Raw genomic sequence first — 18,788 nt, forward strand, 5'->3', positions numbered from 1 at the left:
GGGGGGGGTGGGGGTTGTTTATTCACAACGGGGTATACAACTTTGTCCCACCCCCCCCACAAGCCGCGGCAGACCACCCGACCCGAGACCCGCCGGTTCGCCCTCGGTGGATCCAGGTCTGGTGCAGCGAACGGACTTTTCGTCTCACCGGATGCGAGGAAAGTCCCTTGCAGACCGCCCCCTCGCCACCACCGGACGACTTCGATACGGACCCTGAGGCCCGGCGTCACCGCGGCCGTCGCCGCCGCGTGACGGCCGTGCCCAGCGCGACGGCCAGCACGGTGGCGGCCGCCAGAATCCTTGTGCGGCCACGGGTTTCCCGTCCGGAAGTCGCCGTCGCGGCGAACAGCCGTGCCGCTTCGGCCATCGTCGGCCGGGCGGCCGGTTCCGGCCGCAGCAGTGCCTGTACCACGTCGAGAACCGGCCCGGACGTCCGCGGCGGAACGGCGCTGCCCGGCGGCCGTCCTTCGAGCGCGCGATAAAGCGTTTCCCCGAGGGAAAAGACGTCCGCCGCGGCGGAGGCCGTCCCGCTGCCGAGCCCGAAGCCGTCGATCTTCGCCGTCCCGGCCTCGGTGACCAGCACCCGTTCCGGGCCGATCCCGCGGTGCAGGACACCGACGGCGTGCGCGGCGGCGACCGCCGAAGCGAGCTGGGCGCCGAGCGCCGCGACCCGCTCGGCCGGGAGGGTCCCCTCCCGGCCGAGCAGGTCCGCGAGCGTCCGGGCGGCCAGGAACTCCGTCACCACGTACGGCGTGCCGTCGTGCTCGAAGACGTCGTGCACGACGAGCGCATGCGGATGCCGGACGCGGATCGCGCCACGGGCGTCCCGGATCACCTTGGCCCGTGCGCGATCGGAGTGGGCGGGATCGAAGGGACACGACGGCGGCAGCCGCCGGACGGCGACGTCCCGGCCGAGCAGCTCGTCCCGCGCCCGCCAGACGGTGCCGCCGGGCCCGTGGCCGACGGTGCCGAGCACCCGGTACCGCTTCGCTGCCATGGTCCCCTCCGCCTTCGTCGTCCCCTACCCGGGAACACGGCTGCGGCGGGGAATCGGTTCGGTTGCCGTGCGGTGGCTCAGAACCGGGTCCGGACGTTCGCCAGGTCGATGACCGACATCTGGTCGCCCGCTTCGAGCAGGTAGGTGCCGTCGGCGTCGACGAACCCGCCCATGGCGGCGCTTTTGACCAGCGCGGCGTAGACGTGGTACCAGTGCCAGGCCGTCTTGGCGTCGGTCGCCCGCTGGGCGGCGGTGAGCAGGGCCAGCGCGGCGGCCTCCTCGCAGGACGTCGGCGTCTGCGCGGTGGTCACCTCCAGCACCGGCAGCAGTTCCCCACCGGCCGGCGCGTACTTTTCCGCGGCAGCCTCGATTGCGTTGACCATCATGTTTCTCACCTTGTTCATCCGGAAAAAGCCGCTACGCGCGGCAAGCCGAGAACAGTCTTCGGCTGAGCCGAGATTAACCCGCGCCGTCCGTGCCGCACATCCGCCGAGGTGAGGGTTCGGTATACGCCGATCCTGGAACCGGCACGAGGAAACCGCGGAGCCGCAGCCAGCCGCCGGTCCGCGCTCGTGAGTGAGAAACAGCGTTAGAACACTGTTTCTCACTCACGACAAGCCGCGGCAGACCACCCAACCCGGCTTGGAGCGTCAACCGGCCTGAGACGCTGGGGCCAGTCCGTTGGCCGGGGCCGGTCCGGTGCTTTCTCCCGGCGTGAGGCGGGGGATCACCACTTCCGGCTCGGCCGCCGCCGTGCCGTCGAGCTGGCGGACCGCCCGCTCGACCGCGCGGGCGCCCAGCCTGCGGGCCGGGACCAGCACCGCCGTCGGCCGGATCCGCTGGTGGTCCGCCACCGTCGACGAGCACACCGCCACGACCGAAATGTCCTCCGGTACCCGCATTCCGCGGTCGGCCACCGCCGCCAGGACGTGGGGGAGGGCGATCTCGTCGTGGACGACCAGCGCGGTCGGCCCGTCGTCGGCGAGGAGGTCGTCCAGGCAGCGGGCGGCCTCCTCCGGCGCGCAGGGCCGCGACACCGTCCGCACGCCGCGGCGGGTGGCCGTCGTGCCGAAGCCCGCCGTGAAGTCCTCCAGGTATCGCCGGCGGTGGCTCGGCAGCGCCGCCGCCGGTTCCAGGTGGGCGACCGACCGGTGGCCGAGGTCGGCGAGGTGGGTGGCACAGTCCTTTCCGGACGGCATGAAGTCGAGCGTCAGCGCGGCCAGCCCGTGACGGCGGCCCGGCGCGCCCACCAGGACCGCGGGACGCCCTGACGCGAGCAGGACGGGCACGCGCGGGTCGCCGTCGCCGGCGTCCAGCACGATCACCGCGTCGGCCAGCGCCGCCGACGTCACCCGGTGCAGGGCCGCCGTGCCGTCGTCGTCGGTGACCAGCAGCAGGTCGAAGCCCAGCCGCCGGGCCGCGCCCGCGGCCGCGGAGAAGAACTCCAGCTCCACGCCGACGTGCTGCTCGTCACGCAGGGGCATCGCGACCGCCAGCACGCCGGCCCTGGCCGGGGCCGGGGCGGGCGAACCGGTGCGGCGGCGGTAGCCGAGGGCGCGGATGGTCTCCTCGACCCGCCGCCGCGTCGCCGGGGAGATCGTCCGCTTGCCGGTGATCACATAGGACACCGTGCTCGCCGAGACCCCGGCCGCGTTCGCCACGTCGGTGATCGTCACCACGCCACGGCCTGCTGCGCCCGGCTCGTCCGCCACGTCGCGGGAATTCGTCATTGTCCGGCGCTTTCTCGGGCCATTGTCCGGTCCGTTGTCCGATGAGGCGTTAGCGTTAACACGAAAGAGTGAAGGCGACCCTAATGGCGCCCAACGGCACTGGTCAAGCCACCTCCGTCGGCTTCCGGGCACGGTCATTACCCGGGGCGACAGTCGGTCACCGGCATCCCGTGGTTGCCCCCGCGGGCCAGCGCCACGAAACCGAACGTCGTCGTCTCGCCCGGCCGCAGCACCCCGTTCCACTCGGCACTCGCGATCGCCGATGTGGGCCCGGTTCGCAGCAGCCTGCCGTTCCACAGGTCGTCGATGCTCGTCCCGGCCGGGGTCGGCCAGCTGACCGTCCACCCGGCGAGGTCGGACCGCCCGCTGTTGCGCACCGTCACCAGGCCCTGGAACCCGCCGTTCCACGACTTCACGACCTGGTAGCGCGCGGCGCACACCCCGGGCCCCGCCGTGGAGGTGGTCGTCGACGGCGCCGAGGCGAGCTGGGCCGGCGCGCTCGAGGGCTCCCGGTGCGGCGGCAGCGACGTCGCCGCGACGATCCCGGCCGCGGTGAGCACCAGCACGGCTCCGGCGAGCACCGCGCGGGTCCGCCGCGGTCTTGCCGGCGCGGGCTCGGCGACCGCGGGCACCGGCGGCGGGGACGGCGGCAGCGCGCCCCCGGTGGCCCGGCGGGTGAACAGCCGCGCCGCCTCGGCCATCGTCGGCCGGGCGGCCGGGTCGCGGGCGAGGAGCCGCAGCACGACGTCGGTGACCGGGCCGGTGGTGCGCGGCGGGACGATCTCGCCCTGTACGACGCGCTTGAGCAGGGCCAGCTGGTTGTCGTCGGTGCCGAACGGCGGCCGCCCTTCCAGCGCGGTGTAGAGCGTCGCGCCGAGCGAATAGACGTCGGCGGGGAAGCCGGCCTCCGCGCCGTCCGCGACCTCCGGGGCGAGGTAGGCCGGCGTGCCGACGACCAGCCCGCCGCCGGTGACAGTCCCTTCGCCATGAGCGTGGGCCACGCCGAAGTCGGTGATCTTCGCCGCCCCGTCGGCGTCGACGAGGACGTTGTTGGGGCTGATGTCGCGGTGCAGGATGCCCTCGGCGTGCGCCGCGGCCAGCGCCGAGGCGAGCTGGCCGCCCAGCTCGGCCACGTACTCCGGCACCAGCGGGCCCTCGTCGAGCAGGACCTCGGTCAGCGTCTGGGACGGCAGGTACTCCATCGCGATGTAGGACGCCGATTCGTGCTCGACGACGTCGTAGATCACCACGGCGTGCGGGTGGCGCAGGCGGGCGGCGACGCGGGCCTCCCGGACGGTCCGCTCCCGCGTGCGCTCCGCGGACCCGGCGGCGTCCGGGACCAGCTGCTTGATCGCGACCACGCGGTCGAGCCGGTCGTCCTGTGCCCGCCACACGGTCCCCATCGCGCCGTGACCCGCCCGGCCGAGCACGCGGTAGCGGCCGGCGATCACTGCCCCTTCGTACACGGGCGCGCTCCCCTCTGCAGATGCCGTCATCAGGGAACACGGCCGGTTCCGGCACACCGTTCGGTAATCGGCCCCGAATTCACTCACCCGGGTGGTATCGGAAATCGCCTTCGACGATTTCGTTCCGGATCACGGAAATCTATTCGGGGCGCTACGGAGAAAGAGTCGATCCGGTTGTGTCGAAACGGTAACGGTATTGCCGGGGTCAGTTCGGGTGGCAGCTGACGACCGGGACGGCGGGCCGTCCGGCGGTGAGGTCCTCGGTCAGCCCGAACGACGCCGAGGCGTCCGGTTCGAGCAGGGCGTTCCACCCCGCGTCGGTGACGGTCACCGTCGAGCCGCTGCGGCTGACGCTGCCGTTCCAGAGGTCCCGGATGACCGTCCCGCCGGGGAGCACCCAGGTCACCGTCCACCCCGCCAGCCGGGTCGGACGGTCGTTGTGGACGGTCACTTCGGCCTGGGCGCCGCCGGGCCAGGAGTTCGTCACCTGGTAGCGCGCGCTGCACCCGCCCTCCGGCGGCGGCTGCGCGGTGACGCGCGCGGGCCGCGGCGCCGGTTCCGGCGCCGGGGTGGACACGGGTGCGGGTGCCGTCGTGGTGGCGTGGACGGTGTGGTCGGCGGTCACCGTCGTCGGCGCGGGCCGGTCCACGGGCACCGCGGTGCTCGCCGGTTCGCCGGTGAGGGCGACGCCGGCCGCGACGCTCGCGGACGTCAGGCACACCGCGGCGCCGGTCACCGCGGCCCGGCGCAGCCAGGGACGCCGCGGCGCCGCGGACGGCGGCCTGCCCACCGCGTGCAGCAGCTCCACGACCTCCGGCATCGACGGGCGCGCGGCGGGATCGCGTTCGAGCATCCGCATCAGCACGCCGGTGAGCGGCCCGCCGTGCGGAGGGGGGACCAGCTGGTTCTCGGTGATCCGCCGCAGCAGCGTGATCGGGTCGTCGCTGGTGCCGAACGGCGGCGTGCCCTCCAGAGCGGTGTAGAGCGTGGCGCCGAGGGAGTAGACGTCCGACGGCAGCCCGGCTTCGCCGCCGCGGGCGACCTCCGGGGCCACGTACGGGAGCGTGCCGACGACGACGCCGTCTTCGGCGGCGAGGTGCTCGCCGAGCGCGCGCGAGACCCCGAAGTCGGTGATCCGGGCGGTGCCGTCGGCGGAGACGAGCACGTTGTTCGGCGTGACGTCGCGGTGCAGGATCCAGTCGCCGTGCGCGGCGGCCAGCGCCGCGCCGATCTGCCGCCCGATCCGGACGACGTCGCATCGCGGCAGCGGCCCGCGCTCGAGGAGCAGGTCGGTCAGCGACCGCGCGGGCACGTACTCCATGACCAGGTACATCGAACCGGCGTCTTCGAGCACGTCGTACACCGCGACGGCGTGCGGGTGCCGCAGCCGGGACGCCAGCCGCGCTTCCCGGATCGCGCGGTCGCAGGGCACCGCCGGGTCGAGCCCCGGCTCGTGCAGGAACTGCTTGACCGCCACCACGCGGTCCAGGCGCTCGTCCCTGGCCCGCCACACCACGCTCATCGCGCCGCGTCCGGCCCGGTCCAGGAGCCGGTACCGCCCGGACACGAGCTGCTCCTCGAAAGCCACCCCTACCCCTGTGCCGATCGGCGAAACTGGCGCAAACGAGGGACTTTCTAGCAGAAAACCGGCGGCCGCGGGGAGATTCGACGATTTCTCCGCGCACCGTCGCTCATTCACCGACTGTGCACTCGACCGGCAATGCCGGGAGAGCGGGGTCGCTCTCCCGGCACGGCCGTGGCGTTGCTCAGGCGTTGCACTTCTTGTTGCGGTTGATGCAGTTGACCACCTGGTTCATGATGCTCTGGGACATGACGTTGGCGAAGTCGTCGTGGTCCGACAGCGGGTTGTGCTTCTCGGACGGGAACGAGTCCACTTTGTACTGTTTCTTGACCTGGATGTCGTGCGGGATGTCGTAGACCAGGCTGATCCGCAGCTGTGGCACCGCCTTGAAGCCCGCCGCGCACCGGCCGTTCGCGTCGGGGAACACGATGTGCGTGCGGTGGTTGGCGCTGTCGGTGTTCTTCCCGTCCCAGCAGCTGGGGAAGGTGTGGATCCGCTCGACCTTGCTGCCTTCGGGGCAGATCGGGTACTTGTCGGTGAGCCGGTTCTCGAAGCCGGTGCAGGTCCACGCCGCGCGGGTGTTCTTGGTCCCGTTGATCGACGGCTTGGCGTCACCGGTGAGGGCACGCAGGAACTTCGGCATCGCGACGACCGGGCCCGCCGGGCTGCCGCGGAAGGTGATGTCGACCTTCGCCGGGCGCTGGATCACCCCGTCGTTGTCGGGCAGCTCGTTGTTCGCGTCCGGGCCGGGCAGCGGCGGCGCGGCGGTGGCCCCGCCGTTGTTCTGCCCGTTGCCGCCATTGCCCGCCTGCGCGCCGAGCGTGCACGCGGCGAGGGCGTCGAGGCCCTGCGGCTTGGCGGCGGTGCGGCCGATGGCGATGGCCATGCGGTCGATGGTGGCGACGCGCTTGTCCTTGAGCGGGCCGAGGATGGCGTTCTGCACGAAGTTCGGGCCGCCCTGGCCCTGGCTGGTGGCGAGCCGGTTGTTCGCCTCCTGGATCTGCGTGTTGAGCAGCTGGAGGTTGCGGTCCACTTCGGCCTTGGCCGAGGCCGGGACGGCGGGCAGCTTGCTCGCGACGTCCGGGCAGGTGATCTGCTGCGCCGCGCCTGCCGGGGCGCCGCCGCCGTTGCTCACGCCGCTGCCGCCGCTGCCTGCCTGCTCCTTGAGCGTGCAGCCCGCCGCGAGGGCGCCGAGGCCCTGTGGCTTGGCGGCGGTGCGGCCGATGGCGATCGCGATCCGGTCGATGGTGGCGACGCGCTTGTCCTTGAGCGGGCCGAGGATGGCGTTCTGCACGAAGTTGGGGCCGCCCTGGCCGCGGGTGGCGACCAGCCGCTTGTTGGCCTCGTCGATCTGCGTGTCGAGCAGGTCGAGATTGCGGTTGACCTCGGCCATCGCCGAGTCGGGGACGTCGGGCAGCTTGCTCGCGACGTCCGGGCAGGTGATCACCGGGGAGGCGCCGGCCTGCGCGGCCTGGTCGCGGTCGCCGTCGGGGGACTTGGCGGGCGGGTTCTTCTGCTCCTCGTCACCGGTGTCGATGCGCACCACGGGCCAGAAGTAGGCGGACTTGTCGCCGTTCTTGCAGGTCGTGCCCGCGGCTTCGAGGCTCTTGTTGTTCGAGTCCGCGTTGGACGAGAGGTTGCCGACGTAGTCGTGCAGGTGCTGGGCGCCGTTGCGGACCCCGGGCTGGGCGACGAAGTTGTCGGGGTTGAAGTGGCCGTTCTCGTTGCGGCCGCAGTCGACGGTGAAGGTGCCGGTGGACGCGCCGCGGGCGTTCGCGGGATCGGCGTTGTTCGGCTTGACCTTGAGGATGTCGATGTAGAGGCCCGGGTCGGCCTCGTCGGCACTGGCCCGGTCGGACGCGCCGAAGGTGGTCGCCACCGCGATCCCGCCCGCGGCGACGGCCAGTGCCATGACGCCGGTGACGATCTTGGTGCGTCGGGAGATGCGGTGCCTTCCCGTGTTTCCAGGCATGAAGTGACTCCGAAGGTTCAAGGGAAAGAGGACTCCAGGGCGCGGGTCATCCACTGACCCGACATCAGTGGAGGCGGCGTGCACTGGAGGAACTGCTCGGTGTTAGCGGTAACAATGCCCGATCGTCCCGCCGTCGGTCAATTCTTCCGGTGGATCAATGTGGCGCGGGCATGAAGTAATCAAAGCTTGTGGGAGCCGCGATGTCCAGTGTCCGGGACAGTGGCGAAATAGTTCGGAAATGTGGTGAACCGAAGTGAACCGGGATCCGTGTACCCCGGTGAAGCGCGATTTGTGCGCGGGTCGCTCAGCCGGTCGGAAGCCCGGCTCCGGCGTCCTCCACGGCCTGCCGGAGGACGGCGAGCGCGGACGCCAGCCGCTCGAGGGCGTCCGGGGTCAGCGGCGTGGCCAGCCAGGTGCGCAGGCCGTCCTGGAACGTGGCCTGTGCGGTGTCGAACAGGCGGCGGCCTTCGGCGGTGAGGCCGATCAGCGAGGAGCGGCGGTTCTCCGGGTTGGGGCGGCGGACGGCCCAGCCCGCGGCTTCGAGGCGGTCGACGGCCTTGCTGGTGGCGCCGACGGTGATGGCGATGTCCTGGGCGATGTCCTGCACGCGGCAGGCGTCGCGGCCGCCGATGACCCGGAGGAACTCCAGCTGGCCGAGCGTGATGCCGTGCTCGGCGCGCAACCGCTGGTCGAGGGCGTTGAACAGCCGCGTCTCGTACCGGACGAGGTCGGCGAACACCGGCGTGAGGTCGGTCACGGCTTGCTCCAGGCTCTTCCCGAGAAGGTTATTCCCAGGAATATAGTCGGCGGGTCAACGCGGCAACGCATCGTAACGACAGCGCCCGGCCCAGGAAGGCACTCCCATGACCGACCCCCTGCTCGTCGACACCACCTCCGGCACCGTGCGCGGCCGCGCGCTGCCCGGCGGGGGCCGGTGCTTCGCCGGCATCCCGTTCGCCGCGCCGCCGGTGGGTGAGCTGCGCTTCCGCCCGCCGCGCCCGCCCGAGCCGTGGCCCGGCGTCCGGGACGCGGGCCGCTTCCCGGCGGCGCCCGCCCAGGGCGTCTCGGCACTGATGGGGGCGGAGAACACCCGGTCGGACTTCCCCGGCTTCCCGACGGCGAGTCTCGGCGAGACGGCCGAGGACTGCCTGTACCTGAACGTCTGGACACCCGGCGACGGCCCGCGCCCGGTGATCGTGTGGATCTACGGCGGCGGCTTCGAGGCCGGCTCGGCGTCCCCGCCCTACACCGACGGTGCCGCCCTCGCGCGCGGGACCGGCGCGGTAGTCGTCGCGGCCAACTACCGCCTCGGTGCGCTCGGCTACCTGCACCTGGCCGGCTTCGGCGCGGACTGGGCCGGGTCGGCCAACCTGGGGCTCCAGGACCAGGCCGCCGCCCTGCGCTGGGTGCGCGACAACATCGCCGCGTTCGGCGGCGACCCGGGCAACGTCACGGTGGCGGGCCAGTCCGCGGGCGCGTTCTCGGTCGGCGCGCTCCTGGCGACCCCGGCGGCGGCCGGGACGTTCCACAAGGCAATCCTCCAGAGCGGCACCACGTCCCGCAGTTTCTCCACCGCGACCGCCACGGCGATGGCCGAAGACCTGCTCACCGCACTCGGCCTCGACGATCCCGACGGCCTGCGCACGGTCCCGGTGGACCGCATCCTGGCCGCCCAGGTCGACGTGGTCGACGGCGACATCGGCCGCCGCAACCTCCCGGGCGGCCGCGCGTGGGGCGCGGTCGTCGACGGCGAGGTGCTCCCGGCCGCGCCCGATTCGGTGGCGGTCCCGGAGATCCCGTTGCTCATCGGCGTCAACCGCGACGAGGTCCGGTTGTTCCAGGTACTCGGCGGCGACCGCTTCCGGCTCGCCGAAGACGAGCTGCGGGCGGAGATGGGCGCCGAACTGTTCGCGGCATACCGCGCCCGCGAGCACGACCCGGCGGCGGCGCGCGGCGCATTCCTGACCGACGTGCTCTACCGGATCCCGGCGGCCCGCCTGGCCCGCGAGCACGTCGAGGCGGGCGGCCGGGCGTACCACTACGTGTTCTGCGACGAGCCGTGCGGCCCCCAGCTCGGCGCGTTCCACGGCGCGGAGCTGCTGCACGTGTTCGACAAGCTGGCCCTCGTGGGCGCGGACACCCCGGAGCGGCTGGCGGTCCGCGACGCGCTGGTGGGGGCATGGTCGGCCTTCGCGGCCACGGGCGACCCGGGCTGGCCGGTGTACTCCGCGGAAGGCAGTTCGCGCGTGTTCGGCGGTTCGGCGGTGTAGGGCATTGCGCGGAACCGGCTTCGTCACCTCGCGGGCGGAAGATTGTGAACCGGCGGATTGCCTTGCCGGGCGAGGATTTTCATGATTGCCGGGCCGCTGTACGAATGCTGGGCGCGGCGCGTCCCATCCCGAGATCATGGCCCCAGCGGAGTCGATCAAGCCATGGTCCTTCGCAAGGAGATCCGAAATGACCGAAGTGCAGAGCGCGGGGCCGTCGGCCGCCCGGACGTGGGCGGCCCGGACGGTGGGTGCCGGGCTGATCGCCGCGACGGCAGCGATCGGCGGTGCGGCCGCGGCGGACGCGGCCGTGCTGCCCGATCCCGTCGCGCAGGTCGTCACGCACGGCAAGAACGCGGCGGCGGCGACGGCCGCGTGCACGGCGAAGACCCACGGCCAGGCTCCGGTCGTCTTCTACCTGCTCCACATCCCGTTCACGGACCTCTACCTGTGGTCCTGCCACCCCAACCCCCGCTGACGCCGGCTGCTCGAACAGCCGCTCGACTCGTTCACACGCAAGGAGATCCGAAATGACCGAAGCGCAGCGCAGGGGCCTGTCGGCCGCCCGGACGTGGGTGGCCCGGACGGTGGGTGCCGGGCTGATCGCCGCGACGGCAGCGATCGGGAGCGCCGCCACGGCCGACGCGGCCCCGGCGTCCGTGGTGCCCGACCCGATCGCGAGCGTCGTCACGCATGGCAACGACGCGAACGCGGCCATGGCCGCGTGCCAGGCGAAGACCCATGGCAAGACCCGGTTCGTCGTCCACCTGATCCGCATCCCGTTCACGGACCGGCACTGGTGGGCTTGCCACCCGGCTCTGACGCCGGCCTGATCTACGCACGACAGCAAGCCCCGGGAAGGGAACTCACCACGTGGCCTAGCAGGTCCGGTCGCGGACGGTGCCGTTCGGCGCGAACTCCAGCCGGATGTCGGCGGAGGTGGGCAGGAGAACCGCCACGCCGTCGCCGCGGTTCCATTCCCGGGGCAGCAGCATCGACGTGCCGTTGGACTGGAGGACGAGCACGAGACCGTCGTACCGGTAGCGGTACCGGGCGTCGGCGGCGCACGCGGTCATCCGCACGCCCCGGGCCCGCAGGCCGAGATCCTTGCTGCTGAACAGCGCGGTGTCGGCCATCGACGGCAGCGCGACCTCGTACTCGTAGGCCCGCAGCTCGCCGACCGCGGCGGAGTAGTCCGTCACCGACCAGAACGCGCCGACGGTGACGAGGACGAACGTGAACGTCCACTGCACCACGGCCGCGGCCGGGGAACTGCGGCGCCCGGTGCGGACGTGGTGCAGCCGGTCGGCCAGAGGGAACAGCACGAACCCCACGGCGATGCACAGCCCCGGCAGCCCGGGGAAGCGGTACAGCAGCGAGGGGACCAGGAGGCCGGTCAGGCCGAGGCCAACCAGGACGATGCCGGCCACCACCAGGACGGGCACGGCCCGGCGCAGCAGCGTCCGCCAGGTTCGCGGCGACAGCCGGGTCTCCAGCAGCCGGTAGGCCCACAAGGTGGCGAGCCCGGTCGCGGCGACCGCGGTGATCGGCACCGTCATCCCGTCACTGGCGCGGACGAGGTAGTCCGGCACCGACAGCCCGAGCACCGAGTAGTGCACCCCGAACCAGCGGCAGAACGCGTTCGCGTGCTGGGTGCCGAAGTAGAACAGCAGCGCGGTCAGCACGGTGGTCGGGGCCAGGATCGAGCTGAACACCTTCAACGCCCGCGACGGCGCGGAGGGCGCGGCCACCCCGGTCGCCCGTGGTCGTCCCGCGACGTGCCGGACCATCAGCCGGGACCGCACGGGTTGTTGACGACCCAGGTGATCGTCCCGCCTTCGTACAGCGGGTCCGGGACGATGTTGTGGTCCACCCAGCAGTCCTCGTCCGGATGCCCAAGACCGGGATCGATTTTGAACGCGTTGTGCAGGCAGACGTCCTTGTGCGGGCAGATCAGCGGGTAGAACTCGTCCACGTGGAAGTCGGTGAACGACGCCCCGGTCTGCTGTTCGATACTGCGCCGGTCGGCGGCGCTGAAAACCCAGCGATCCGGCGGTTTCGGCGGCGGTGGCACGGGCTTCGACGTCGGTTCCGGTGCCCGGGTGGTGCTGTTCTGCGTGACCGAGGATTTCGGTGTCGAATCCGGTGGCGAAGGAATCACGACGGGCGCGCTGGGTGTGGCGGTCATTGCCGTACTGGTGGGTGCCGGAGTGGTGGCGGGAAGTGCCGCGGACGTCGGGGAAACCGGCGCGGAGCTGGGCTCGGGCGCCCGGCCACACGCCACGACGGTCACCGACACGGCAACCAGTCCGGTCCACATCCGGAAGGGTCGGTCCATTCGAACCTCCTCTCCGGAAGGAGTCGCCGGGAGGCCGGGAAATACAACAAGATCGGCCGAGTCGATGAGGCTGCGCGACCTCAACCGAGGGGTTGCCACCCCGGTCCGCCCCGGGTTCCGACGCGGTGCAGGACCGTTCCGGTGGCGATGTCCACGATCTCGACCAGGTGCGCCGAGCGCTGGACCGCGACCCAGGGCAGCTCGTGGTGACGGACGACCGGACCGGCGGACTCCGCGACCGTGTGCCCGCCTTCCGGTGTCCGCGCCCGGATGGTGGCGCCTTCGCGGGTCAGCAGCGCCGGCCGGTCGCCGATCCGGTTCAGGCCCAGCACTTCCTCGGCCGGGGGGACCGTGATGAACGCGTCCGGGCTGGTCGCATGCCACGCTTTCCACGTGGATCCGCGGCGCCAGGTGCGCCGGTGCGGGGCGGCGTACCAGGAGCCGGCGCCGAGCAGGGAGTGGCCTGCGCCGTCGGTGTGGGTGTGGAAGTGCCAGCGACCCGCCTGGTGCACGACCGCGGTCGACCGCTCGAGCGTGATGTGGTCGCCGGCGGACCACTGCAGGTACCACCACACGCCCGCGCGGCGGAAGTAGACGCCGAATCGCCACATCTCGTCCATGTCGAGGTACAGCGGCGACAGGTCGTGCGCGGCCTCGTCGGCGACACTGAAGTCGATCGGCACGTGCAGCTTGCGCACGTCGAGGTCCTGGGTCCCCTCGATGTGCACGACCAGTTCCCGCTCGACCTCGATCATCGTGATCAGCGACTCGCAGAACGGGTCGGACACGTGGATCGCGGCAAGTACCGGGCCCGGCAGCCGGAACCTGGCCGGTGGCGTGCCGTACCGCCACAGCACCAGCTCGCACGGTCCCTCGCCGCGCGCGAGCAGCGAGGGGCCCGCGCTCGGGAAGACCGGGAACCGCAGCGGCGTGCCCCGCACCCCGGATTCCAGCAACCGCTGACAGTCCTGTTCGGACGGTGGGGAAACCTCGATCCGCGCGCCGTTCACCGTGACGCGCACGATCCCGTCGTCGCCGTCGGCCACGGTCACCGTGCGCTCGCGCGGCTGCTCCCCGCCGCCGTCGAACGTGGACCCGCGAGCAGGCTCGGTCCGCGAAATCAGCCACTCGGTGCCGGTGCCGCGCCCCTCGCAGGCGGTGACCGGCAGCGTCGCGACGCGCCCGGCCGTGCGCTCCAGCGCCACGATGACAGCCAGCCGCACCAGATCCACCCGCGCGGAAGAGTCCGGCAGGTCATCGAGCAGCACTTCGATCCGATGACGGCGTTCCTGCGGCGGCAGCAGCACGGCGACCGCGTCGACCAGCGCGTGGAACTCCGGCCCCGGATCGAGACCGGCAAGCACGGGCAAGCTCGTTCGCGTCATCGTTCCCCCAGGCGTCGTTGCCGGGATTCTCCCAGGCACGCAACCTTCCCCGGTGGTCGCCCGTCCTGGTGATCGGGTCGTCGAATGGGGGAGTCATGAAGGTCGATCGCAGCATGGGATGGGTCGCGCTCGGGGTGGCCGGGGCGGCCGCCGCCACGGTCTGGGGGACCGACAGTGCGCCGTATCCGGTCGCGCAGCGCTGGGTGCTGAACCTGCCGCTGCCCCTGCTCACACCGAAACGGCTGGAACGGATTCTCGCGCCCGGCGACGGGGAACGGATGCTGGAAATCGGTCCCGGCACGGGCCTGCAGTCCCTGCCCATCGCCCGGCGGCTGGGCCCCGGCGGACGGCTGGACATCGTCGACGTCCAGCAGCCGATGCTCGACCACGTCACCCGCCGGGCCGCCCGGCGCGGCATCGGGACGATCGTGCCGACCCTGGCGGACGCCCGCGAACTTCCGTTCCCCGACGCGAGTTTCGACGCGGCCTACCTGGTGACGGTGCTCGGCGAGATCCCCGGCGACCCGCGGCACGCACTGCGCGAGCTGCGCCGGGTGCTGAAGCCGGAAGGCCGGGTGGTGGTCGGGGAGTTCGCCGACCGCCACTACGTTCCGCTGCTGAAGCTCGCGTCCTGCGCGCACGACGCGGGCCTGCACCTCGTGCGGCATTCCGGTGTTCCGTTCGCCTACTATGCCGAGCTGCGCGTGTGCGGCTGATTATCCCCCCTGTGTGAACGAGGTACTCCAGATGCAGCTGTCGTATTCCGCGCTGACCGCGGCGGACTTGCTCGGCCGGTCGCGGACGGAGGTGTTCGTCAACGTGGAGGCCGACCTCGTGGTGCTGGACGGCGACCGGGAGGTGCTCCGGGAAGGCGCTTTTCCGGTGGTGGAACTCGCGTCGGCCCTGCGCCGCTGGAAGGCGCGGGGAGTGGCCGGACGCGGCGATTTCGAGTTCACCAGCCTGTCCCTGGAGAGCCGATGGCGGGTGCGGCTGGTCGAGGCCGACGGAGGGTGGCGGGTCGTCGACGACGACGGCTTCACCGGCGCGGTCCGTCCCGCCGGTGAGGTCGACGCGGCGATCGACGATTTCACGACCCGCCTGCGGGGTGACTGCACCCGGCTGCTGGGTTCCTGGATCGAGCAGTACTTGGACTGAGCGGCGTCGAAGCGCATCGAAGAACCGGAATCGTTCCGATGAGCCGTTTCGAAAGAATCGACAACGGGCCCGAGGTCGAAAATTTCGAATGGATCCGGCGGTGTGGGTGATTCGCTGACTACGTCTTGACCAGCGGGGATACGGCCTGCGATAGTCGTCCGCAGGTTCCTCAGTCGAAACGCTTCGAAAGGTCTGAATGCGTTTTCGGCGCCGGTTCCCGGTATTCCCGCGAAAGGATGCGATGATGCACAAAGCCGTGCGTTCCCTGCTGGTTTCGCTGACGGCCGCGGCGGTGATGGCGACGACCGCCACCGTCGCCGAGGCGGCCACCTGGTCCTCGTCGGACAAATGGGCGACGTGGTCGAACGGGGGTTACACCGTCCGTAACGACGTCTGGGGCAGCGGGGCGGGCCCGCAGACGATCTGGGCGAACTCCTACAGCAACTGGGGTGTGTGGGCCGACCACCCGAACACCGGCGGGATCAAGTCGTACCCGCACTCGGCGAAGAACGTCGGCCGGACGCTCAGCTCGCTGCGCCAGGTTTCCAGCAGCTTCAACGTGTCCCGGCCGGGCAGCGGCGCGTACGAGACCGCGTACGACATCTGGGCGAACAACAACGCCTACGAGATCATGCTGTGGGTCAACAAGCAGGGCGCGGTCGGCCCGCTGGGCACCAAGCAGACCACGGTGAGCGTCGGCGGCCACACCTGGGACGTCTACAAGGGATCGAACGGGTCGAACGCGGTGTTCTCGTTCCTGCGGACGTCGAACACCAACTCCGGCACGGTCGACATCCTCTCGATCATGAACTGGATCAAGGCCCGCGGCTGGTTCGGGGACGTGACGCTGGGCGAGGTCCAGTTCGGCTTCGAGATCACCTCGTCGTCGGGCGGCCTGAACTTCACTTCCAACAGCTATTCTGTGTCCGCTTCCTGAGCGGGCGGCGCCGTCGCGATCCCCGGTCGCGACGGAGCCCTCCGCCGTCGTGGATCGATTTCCCCCCCCCGGCGGGCGCGCGGGGGGCGTTCGCCCCAAACCCCGGGTCCGACGCCCCCGAGGAGGACGAGCGGTGCGCTTCCGCCGAACAGCCGGTGTCCTGGTCGCTTGCGGGCTGTTGCTCAGCCCGGCCACCGCGGACGCGACGACGTCCGGCGCCCTGCCCCACGCGGTCACGCTGACGGAGTCGGCCCTGCAGGGCGTGCACGGCACGGCGCCCGACGCCACGGTCCGCAACGTGCTCACCGTGACCGGCACCGGCACGGCGCTGCGGGTCCGCCTGAGCAATCCCTTCGGCGGCACGGCCATGACCGTGCGGTCGGTCTGGGTCGGGCTGCAGCCGTCGACGAACTCGCCGGCGCTGGTGCCGGGCTCGAACCGGCGTGCCACGTTCGGGTTCCAGCGCTCGGTCACGATCCCGCCGGGCGCGAGCGTGTGGAGCAACCCGCTGCCGCTGTCGGTGCGGCGCGGCGACCACGTCGCGGTGAGCGTGTACGCCCCGGGCGCGCCGGTCAACGACCACACGTTCCCGCCGCCGGAGACCGACACGCCGGGGTCGTTCGCCTCGGCCGGTCCGGGCGACACCGGCGCGGACGAGTCGGGCAGCGCGTTCGGCGCGTTCAAGCCGGGTGTGCTGTGGTGGGCGGACGCGATCAGCGCGGTCTCGCCTGCCCGCGGCACGATCGTGACACTGGGTGACTCGATCACCGACGGCTACAACGCGTTCGGGGGCGGCCCGCGCTGGACCGACGTCCTCGCGGCGCGGATCGAAACGCGGCCGCCGGGACGGCGCCTGACGGTGGCGAACGCGGGCATCAGCGGCAACACGGTGAGCGTCCAGCCGAACCCGTACGACCCGACGGGCCAGTGCTGCGGCCCGCCTGCCCCGCTCCGCCTCGACCGCGACGTGCTGTCCCTGCCGGGCGTGCGGTACGTGCTGCTGCTGGAGGGCACGAACGACCTCGGCGGCGGCGACAACGCCCCGCCTGCCCCGGCCGCCCAGGTGATCGCCGCGATGCGCACGATCGCGGGCCGCGTCCACGCGGCGGGCCACAAGATCGTGGGAGCCACGATCCTCCCGATGTGCAACGCGGCGGGCAGCGCGAAGGAACAGGCCCGCCTGGCGGTGAACGAGTGGATCCGCACGTCGGGAACGTTCGACGCAACCCTGGACTTCGACGCGGCCCTGCGCGACCCGGCCGACCCGACGGTGATCCGCGCCGGCTGGCGCAGCGACTGCTATCACCCGAACGCGCAGGGGGACCGGGTGCTGGGTGACTCGATCGACCTGCGGGTGTTCGGGCTCTGAAACAAGGAGTCCCGCTGTACTGAAGGGCACCTTCGTCTCATGTGACGCACTGAAGGGCACTTTCCTTGCATTTGACGTAAGGAAGGTGCCCTTCAGCACGCTTGAGCCGGACACCGGAGGAGGCGCGGCCGGGTGAGCTGAAAGGCGCTTTCGTCTCGCCTGGTGCAGCGAAAGGGACTTTCGTCGCGTCAGATGCCAGGAAAGTCCCTTTCGGCACGCGCCTCAGGGCGCCCGGCTCACGCGGTGATCGCCTGGCGGTCGCCCTGGCCTGCGGTGATCGCGATGCGGCGCGGCTTGGCCTGCTCGGTCACCGGGATGCGCAGCGTCAGCACGCCTGCCTCGTACGCGGCCTCGATGTGGTCGGTGTCGAGGTTGTCGCCGAGGAACAGGCGGCGGCTGAACGTCCCCGCCGGGCGCTCGCTGACCAGGACCTCGACCCCGTCGCCCGCGGGGGCGGTGCGCTGCGCCTGCACCGTCAGGACCTTGTCCTGCACGTCGACCTCGAGGGACTCGGGGCGCACGCCGGGCAGGTCGAGGTGCACTACGTAGTGGTCACCGTGGCGGTACGCGTCGAGCGGCATCGCCGCCGGCCGCGTCAGGCCCCCGAACAGCTGCTGGGTCAGGCGGTCCAGCGTCGAGAACGGATCCGTGCGGACGAGCATGGCGGTTGTCCTCCTTCCCATCGTGGTGTGCTGCCTTGACATCCGCTGAAACGGCCTGTGCCGCGACCCCGGTTCCCGCCGCCGGAAAAGTCGCTCGAATGGAGTATTGCCTAGGGAAACAAACCGTGCCGGAGGGCTGCGAGGGCGTACGGTGGGCAGCACGGTTCAGCCGAGAGCCGTCCGCCGTTTCCCTGCGCGGCCCTCGGCCGCCTTCGGTTCGAGGAGGCCCGTGTGCTCGACCAGCTCGTCGTTCCCCGCGTGGACGTTCCGCGTGCGCTGACCCTGCAGGTGACCGCGACGGCGGAGGCCACCGTCGTCACCGTGCGCGGCGACGTCGACCTGGCCGTGCTCGGCCGGCTTCGCAGGCGGCTGGGCGAGGAGCTCGACCTCGGGCCGCGGGCACTCGTGCTGGACCTCGCCGACGTCGGGTTCTGCGGGGCGGGCGGCCTCACCGAGCTGCTGGTCGCCGCGTCGGAGGCACACGTCAGCGGGGTGGCCTTCGCCATCGCCACCGAGCGGCGCGCGGTGCTGCGGCCGGTCCGGCTCCTGGGGCTGGAGCACGTGCTGCCGATCCACCGCAGCGTCGGGGCCGCCCTGGAGTGGCTCGCCGTGCTGCCGCGGCTGCGGGCGGGGGAGGGGCGGGGCCGTGACCGCTGACCCCTACGCCGTGCTCGGCGTGCCCGAGACCGCGACCGACCGTGAGATCACCGCCGCGTTCCGGCGGTTGGCGCGCGAGCTGCATCCGGACGCACCGGGCGGTGACCGCGACCGGTTCGCCGCGGTCGTGGCGGCCTACGAGCTGTTGCGGGAAAGGCGGCGGGCGACGCGCGGGGTGGCGGTGCCGGTGCGCCGACGGACGCCGGCAACAGAGCCGGATCTGCGTGCCGGGCCGGTAAGGCGGCACTGAACGACGTCCACAAAGGACGAC

The 18,788-nt window shown here is 71.8% G+C and carries 20 protein-coding genes; 9 read left to right on the forward strand and 11 right to left on the reverse strand.

Annotation, left to right across the window (positions count from 1 at the left end):
* Positions 1-226: 226 nt before the first annotated feature.
* From ABJI51_RS03370 to ABJI51_RS03400, 7 genes are all read right to left on the reverse strand, one after another.
* The gene (locus ABJI51_RS03370; RefSeq protein ID WP_348947426.1) at positions 227-997 is read right to left on the reverse strand and encodes a serine/threonine-protein kinase; all 771 of its coding nucleotides are present in this window, start codon (positions 995-997) and stop codon (positions 227-229) included.
* 77 nt (positions 998-1,074) lie between these two features.
* Positions 1,075-1,383: a hypothetical protein gene (locus tag ABJI51_RS03375; RefSeq protein ID WP_348947427.1), complete on the reverse strand. Its 309-nt coding sequence runs from the start codon at positions 1,381-1,383 to the stop codon at positions 1,075-1,077.
* 264 nt (positions 1,384-1,647) lie between these two features.
* On the reverse strand, positions 1,648-2,727 hold the full coding sequence (locus tag ABJI51_RS03380) for a LacI family DNA-binding transcriptional regulator (protein ID WP_348947428.1): 1,080 nt from the start codon (positions 2,725-2,727) through the stop codon (positions 1,648-1,650).
* A 137-nt stretch (positions 2,728-2,864) separates the two neighbouring features.
* Entirely contained in the window at positions 2,865-4,223 is a 1,359-nt protein-coding gene (locus tag ABJI51_RS03385; protein WP_348947429.1) for a serine/threonine-protein kinase, read from the reverse strand.
* A 175-nt stretch (positions 4,224-4,398) separates the two neighbouring features.
* Positions 4,399-5,781, reverse strand: a complete 1,383-nt coding sequence (locus tag ABJI51_RS03390; protein WP_348947430.1) for a protein kinase domain-containing protein — start codon at positions 5,779-5,781, stop codon at positions 4,399-4,401.
* 178 nt (positions 5,782-5,959) lie between these two features.
* A complete protein-coding gene (locus tag ABJI51_RS03395; protein ID WP_348947431.1) occupies positions 5,960-7,747 on the reverse strand; it encodes a DUF1996 domain-containing protein in 1,788 nt (595 codons plus the stop codon).
* Positions 7,748-8,051: 304 nt separating this feature from the next.
* Positions 8,052-8,504 carry a MarR family winged helix-turn-helix transcriptional regulator gene (locus tag ABJI51_RS03400; protein ID WP_348947432.1) on the reverse strand — a complete coding sequence of 151 codons (453 nt, stop codon included), beginning with the start codon at positions 8,502-8,504 and terminating at the stop codon, positions 8,052-8,054.
* A gap of 106 nt (positions 8,505-8,610) precedes the next feature.
* Between ABJI51_RS03400 and ABJI51_RS03405 the strand changes: the two genes are divergently transcribed.
* From ABJI51_RS03405 to ABJI51_RS03415, 3 genes are all read left to right on the forward strand, one after another.
* Positions 8,611-10,017 (forward strand): carboxylesterase/lipase family protein, encoded by a 1,407-nt coding sequence (locus ABJI51_RS03405; RefSeq protein ID WP_348947433.1) that lies wholly within the window; start codon positions 8,611-8,613, stop codon positions 10,015-10,017.
* A gap of 187 nt (positions 10,018-10,204) precedes the next feature.
* Positions 10,205-10,492: a hypothetical protein gene (locus ABJI51_RS03410; RefSeq protein WP_348947434.1), complete on the forward strand. Its 288-nt coding sequence runs from the start codon at positions 10,205-10,207 to the stop codon at positions 10,490-10,492.
* 52 nt (positions 10,493-10,544) lie between these two features.
* Positions 10,545-10,847 carry a hypothetical protein gene (locus ABJI51_RS03415; protein WP_348947435.1) on the forward strand — a complete coding sequence of 101 codons (303 nt, stop codon included), beginning with the start codon at positions 10,545-10,547 and terminating at the stop codon, positions 10,845-10,847.
* Between the two features lie 45 nt (positions 10,848-10,892).
* Here the strand turns inward: ABJI51_RS03415 and ABJI51_RS03420 are convergent, their stop codons facing one another.
* The 3 genes from ABJI51_RS03420 to ABJI51_RS03430 form a co-directional block, all read right to left on the reverse strand.
* Positions 10,893-11,804, reverse strand: a complete 912-nt coding sequence (locus tag ABJI51_RS03420) for a hypothetical protein (RefSeq protein ID WP_348947436.1) — start codon at positions 11,802-11,804, stop codon at positions 10,893-10,895.
* A complete protein-coding gene (locus ABJI51_RS03425) occupies positions 11,804-12,352 on the reverse strand; it encodes a hypothetical protein (RefSeq protein ID WP_348947437.1) in 549 nt (182 codons plus the stop codon). Before ABJI51_RS03425 ends, ABJI51_RS03420 begins: the two co-directional genes overlap by 1 nt.
* An 80-nt stretch (positions 12,353-12,432) precedes the next feature.
* Entirely contained in the window at positions 12,433-13,737 is a 1,305-nt protein-coding gene (locus tag ABJI51_RS03430) for a hypothetical protein (protein WP_348947438.1), read from the reverse strand.
* Positions 13,738-13,832: 95 nt separating this feature from the next.
* Here ABJI51_RS03430 and ABJI51_RS03435 point away from each other — a divergent pair, with 95 nt between their 5' ends.
* The 4 genes from ABJI51_RS03435 to ABJI51_RS03450 all read left to right on the forward strand — a co-directional run bounded on the left by ABJI51_RS03435 (position 13,833) and on the right by ABJI51_RS03450 (position 17,198).
* Positions 13,833-14,453, forward strand: a complete 621-nt coding sequence (locus ABJI51_RS03435; RefSeq protein ID WP_348947439.1) for a class I SAM-dependent methyltransferase — start codon at positions 13,833-13,835, stop codon at positions 14,451-14,453.
* A gap of 13 nt (positions 14,454-14,466) precedes the next feature.
* A complete protein-coding gene (locus ABJI51_RS03440) occupies positions 14,467-14,892 on the forward strand; it encodes a DUF7878 domain-containing protein (RefSeq protein ID WP_348947440.1) in 426 nt (141 codons plus the stop codon).
* 244 nt (positions 14,893-15,136) lie between these two features.
* The gene (locus tag ABJI51_RS03445) at positions 15,137-15,829 is read left to right on the forward strand and encodes a glycoside hydrolase family 12 protein (RefSeq protein ID WP_348947441.1); all 693 of its coding nucleotides are present in this window, start codon (positions 15,137-15,139) and stop codon (positions 15,827-15,829) included.
* Positions 15,830-15,962: 133 nt separating this feature from the next.
* The gene (locus ABJI51_RS03450; protein ID WP_348947442.1) at positions 15,963-17,198 is read left to right on the forward strand and encodes a GDSL-type esterase/lipase family protein; all 1,236 of its coding nucleotides are present in this window, start codon (positions 15,963-15,965) and stop codon (positions 17,196-17,198) included.
* 236 nt (positions 17,199-17,434) lie between these two features.
* Here ABJI51_RS03450 and ABJI51_RS03455 read toward each other — a convergent pair whose 3' ends face one another.
* A complete protein-coding gene (locus tag ABJI51_RS03455; RefSeq protein ID WP_348947443.1) occupies positions 17,435-17,860 on the reverse strand; it encodes an Hsp20/alpha crystallin family protein in 426 nt (141 codons plus the stop codon).
* Positions 17,861-18,091: 231 nt separating this feature from the next.
* On the opposite strand from ABJI51_RS03455, the gene ABJI51_RS03460 reads away from it, so the two are divergent.
* Together ABJI51_RS03460 and ABJI51_RS03465 are read left to right on the forward strand one after the other, a co-directional pair.
* Entirely contained in the window at positions 18,092-18,517 is a 426-nt protein-coding gene (locus ABJI51_RS03460; protein ID WP_348947444.1) for an STAS domain-containing protein, read from the forward strand.
* On the forward strand, positions 18,507-18,767 hold the full coding sequence (locus ABJI51_RS03465) for a J domain-containing protein (protein WP_348947445.1): 261 nt from the start codon (positions 18,507-18,509) through the stop codon (positions 18,765-18,767). The genes ABJI51_RS03460 and ABJI51_RS03465 overlap by 11 nt, the downstream gene beginning before the upstream one ends.
* The last annotated feature ends 21 nt before the right edge of the window (positions 18,768-18,788 follow it).

The sequence above is a fragment of the Amycolatopsis melonis genome, assembly GCF_040064235.1.
Taxonomy (GTDB): domain Bacteria; phylum Actinomycetota; class Actinomycetes; order Mycobacteriales; family Pseudonocardiaceae; genus Amycolatopsis; species Amycolatopsis melonis.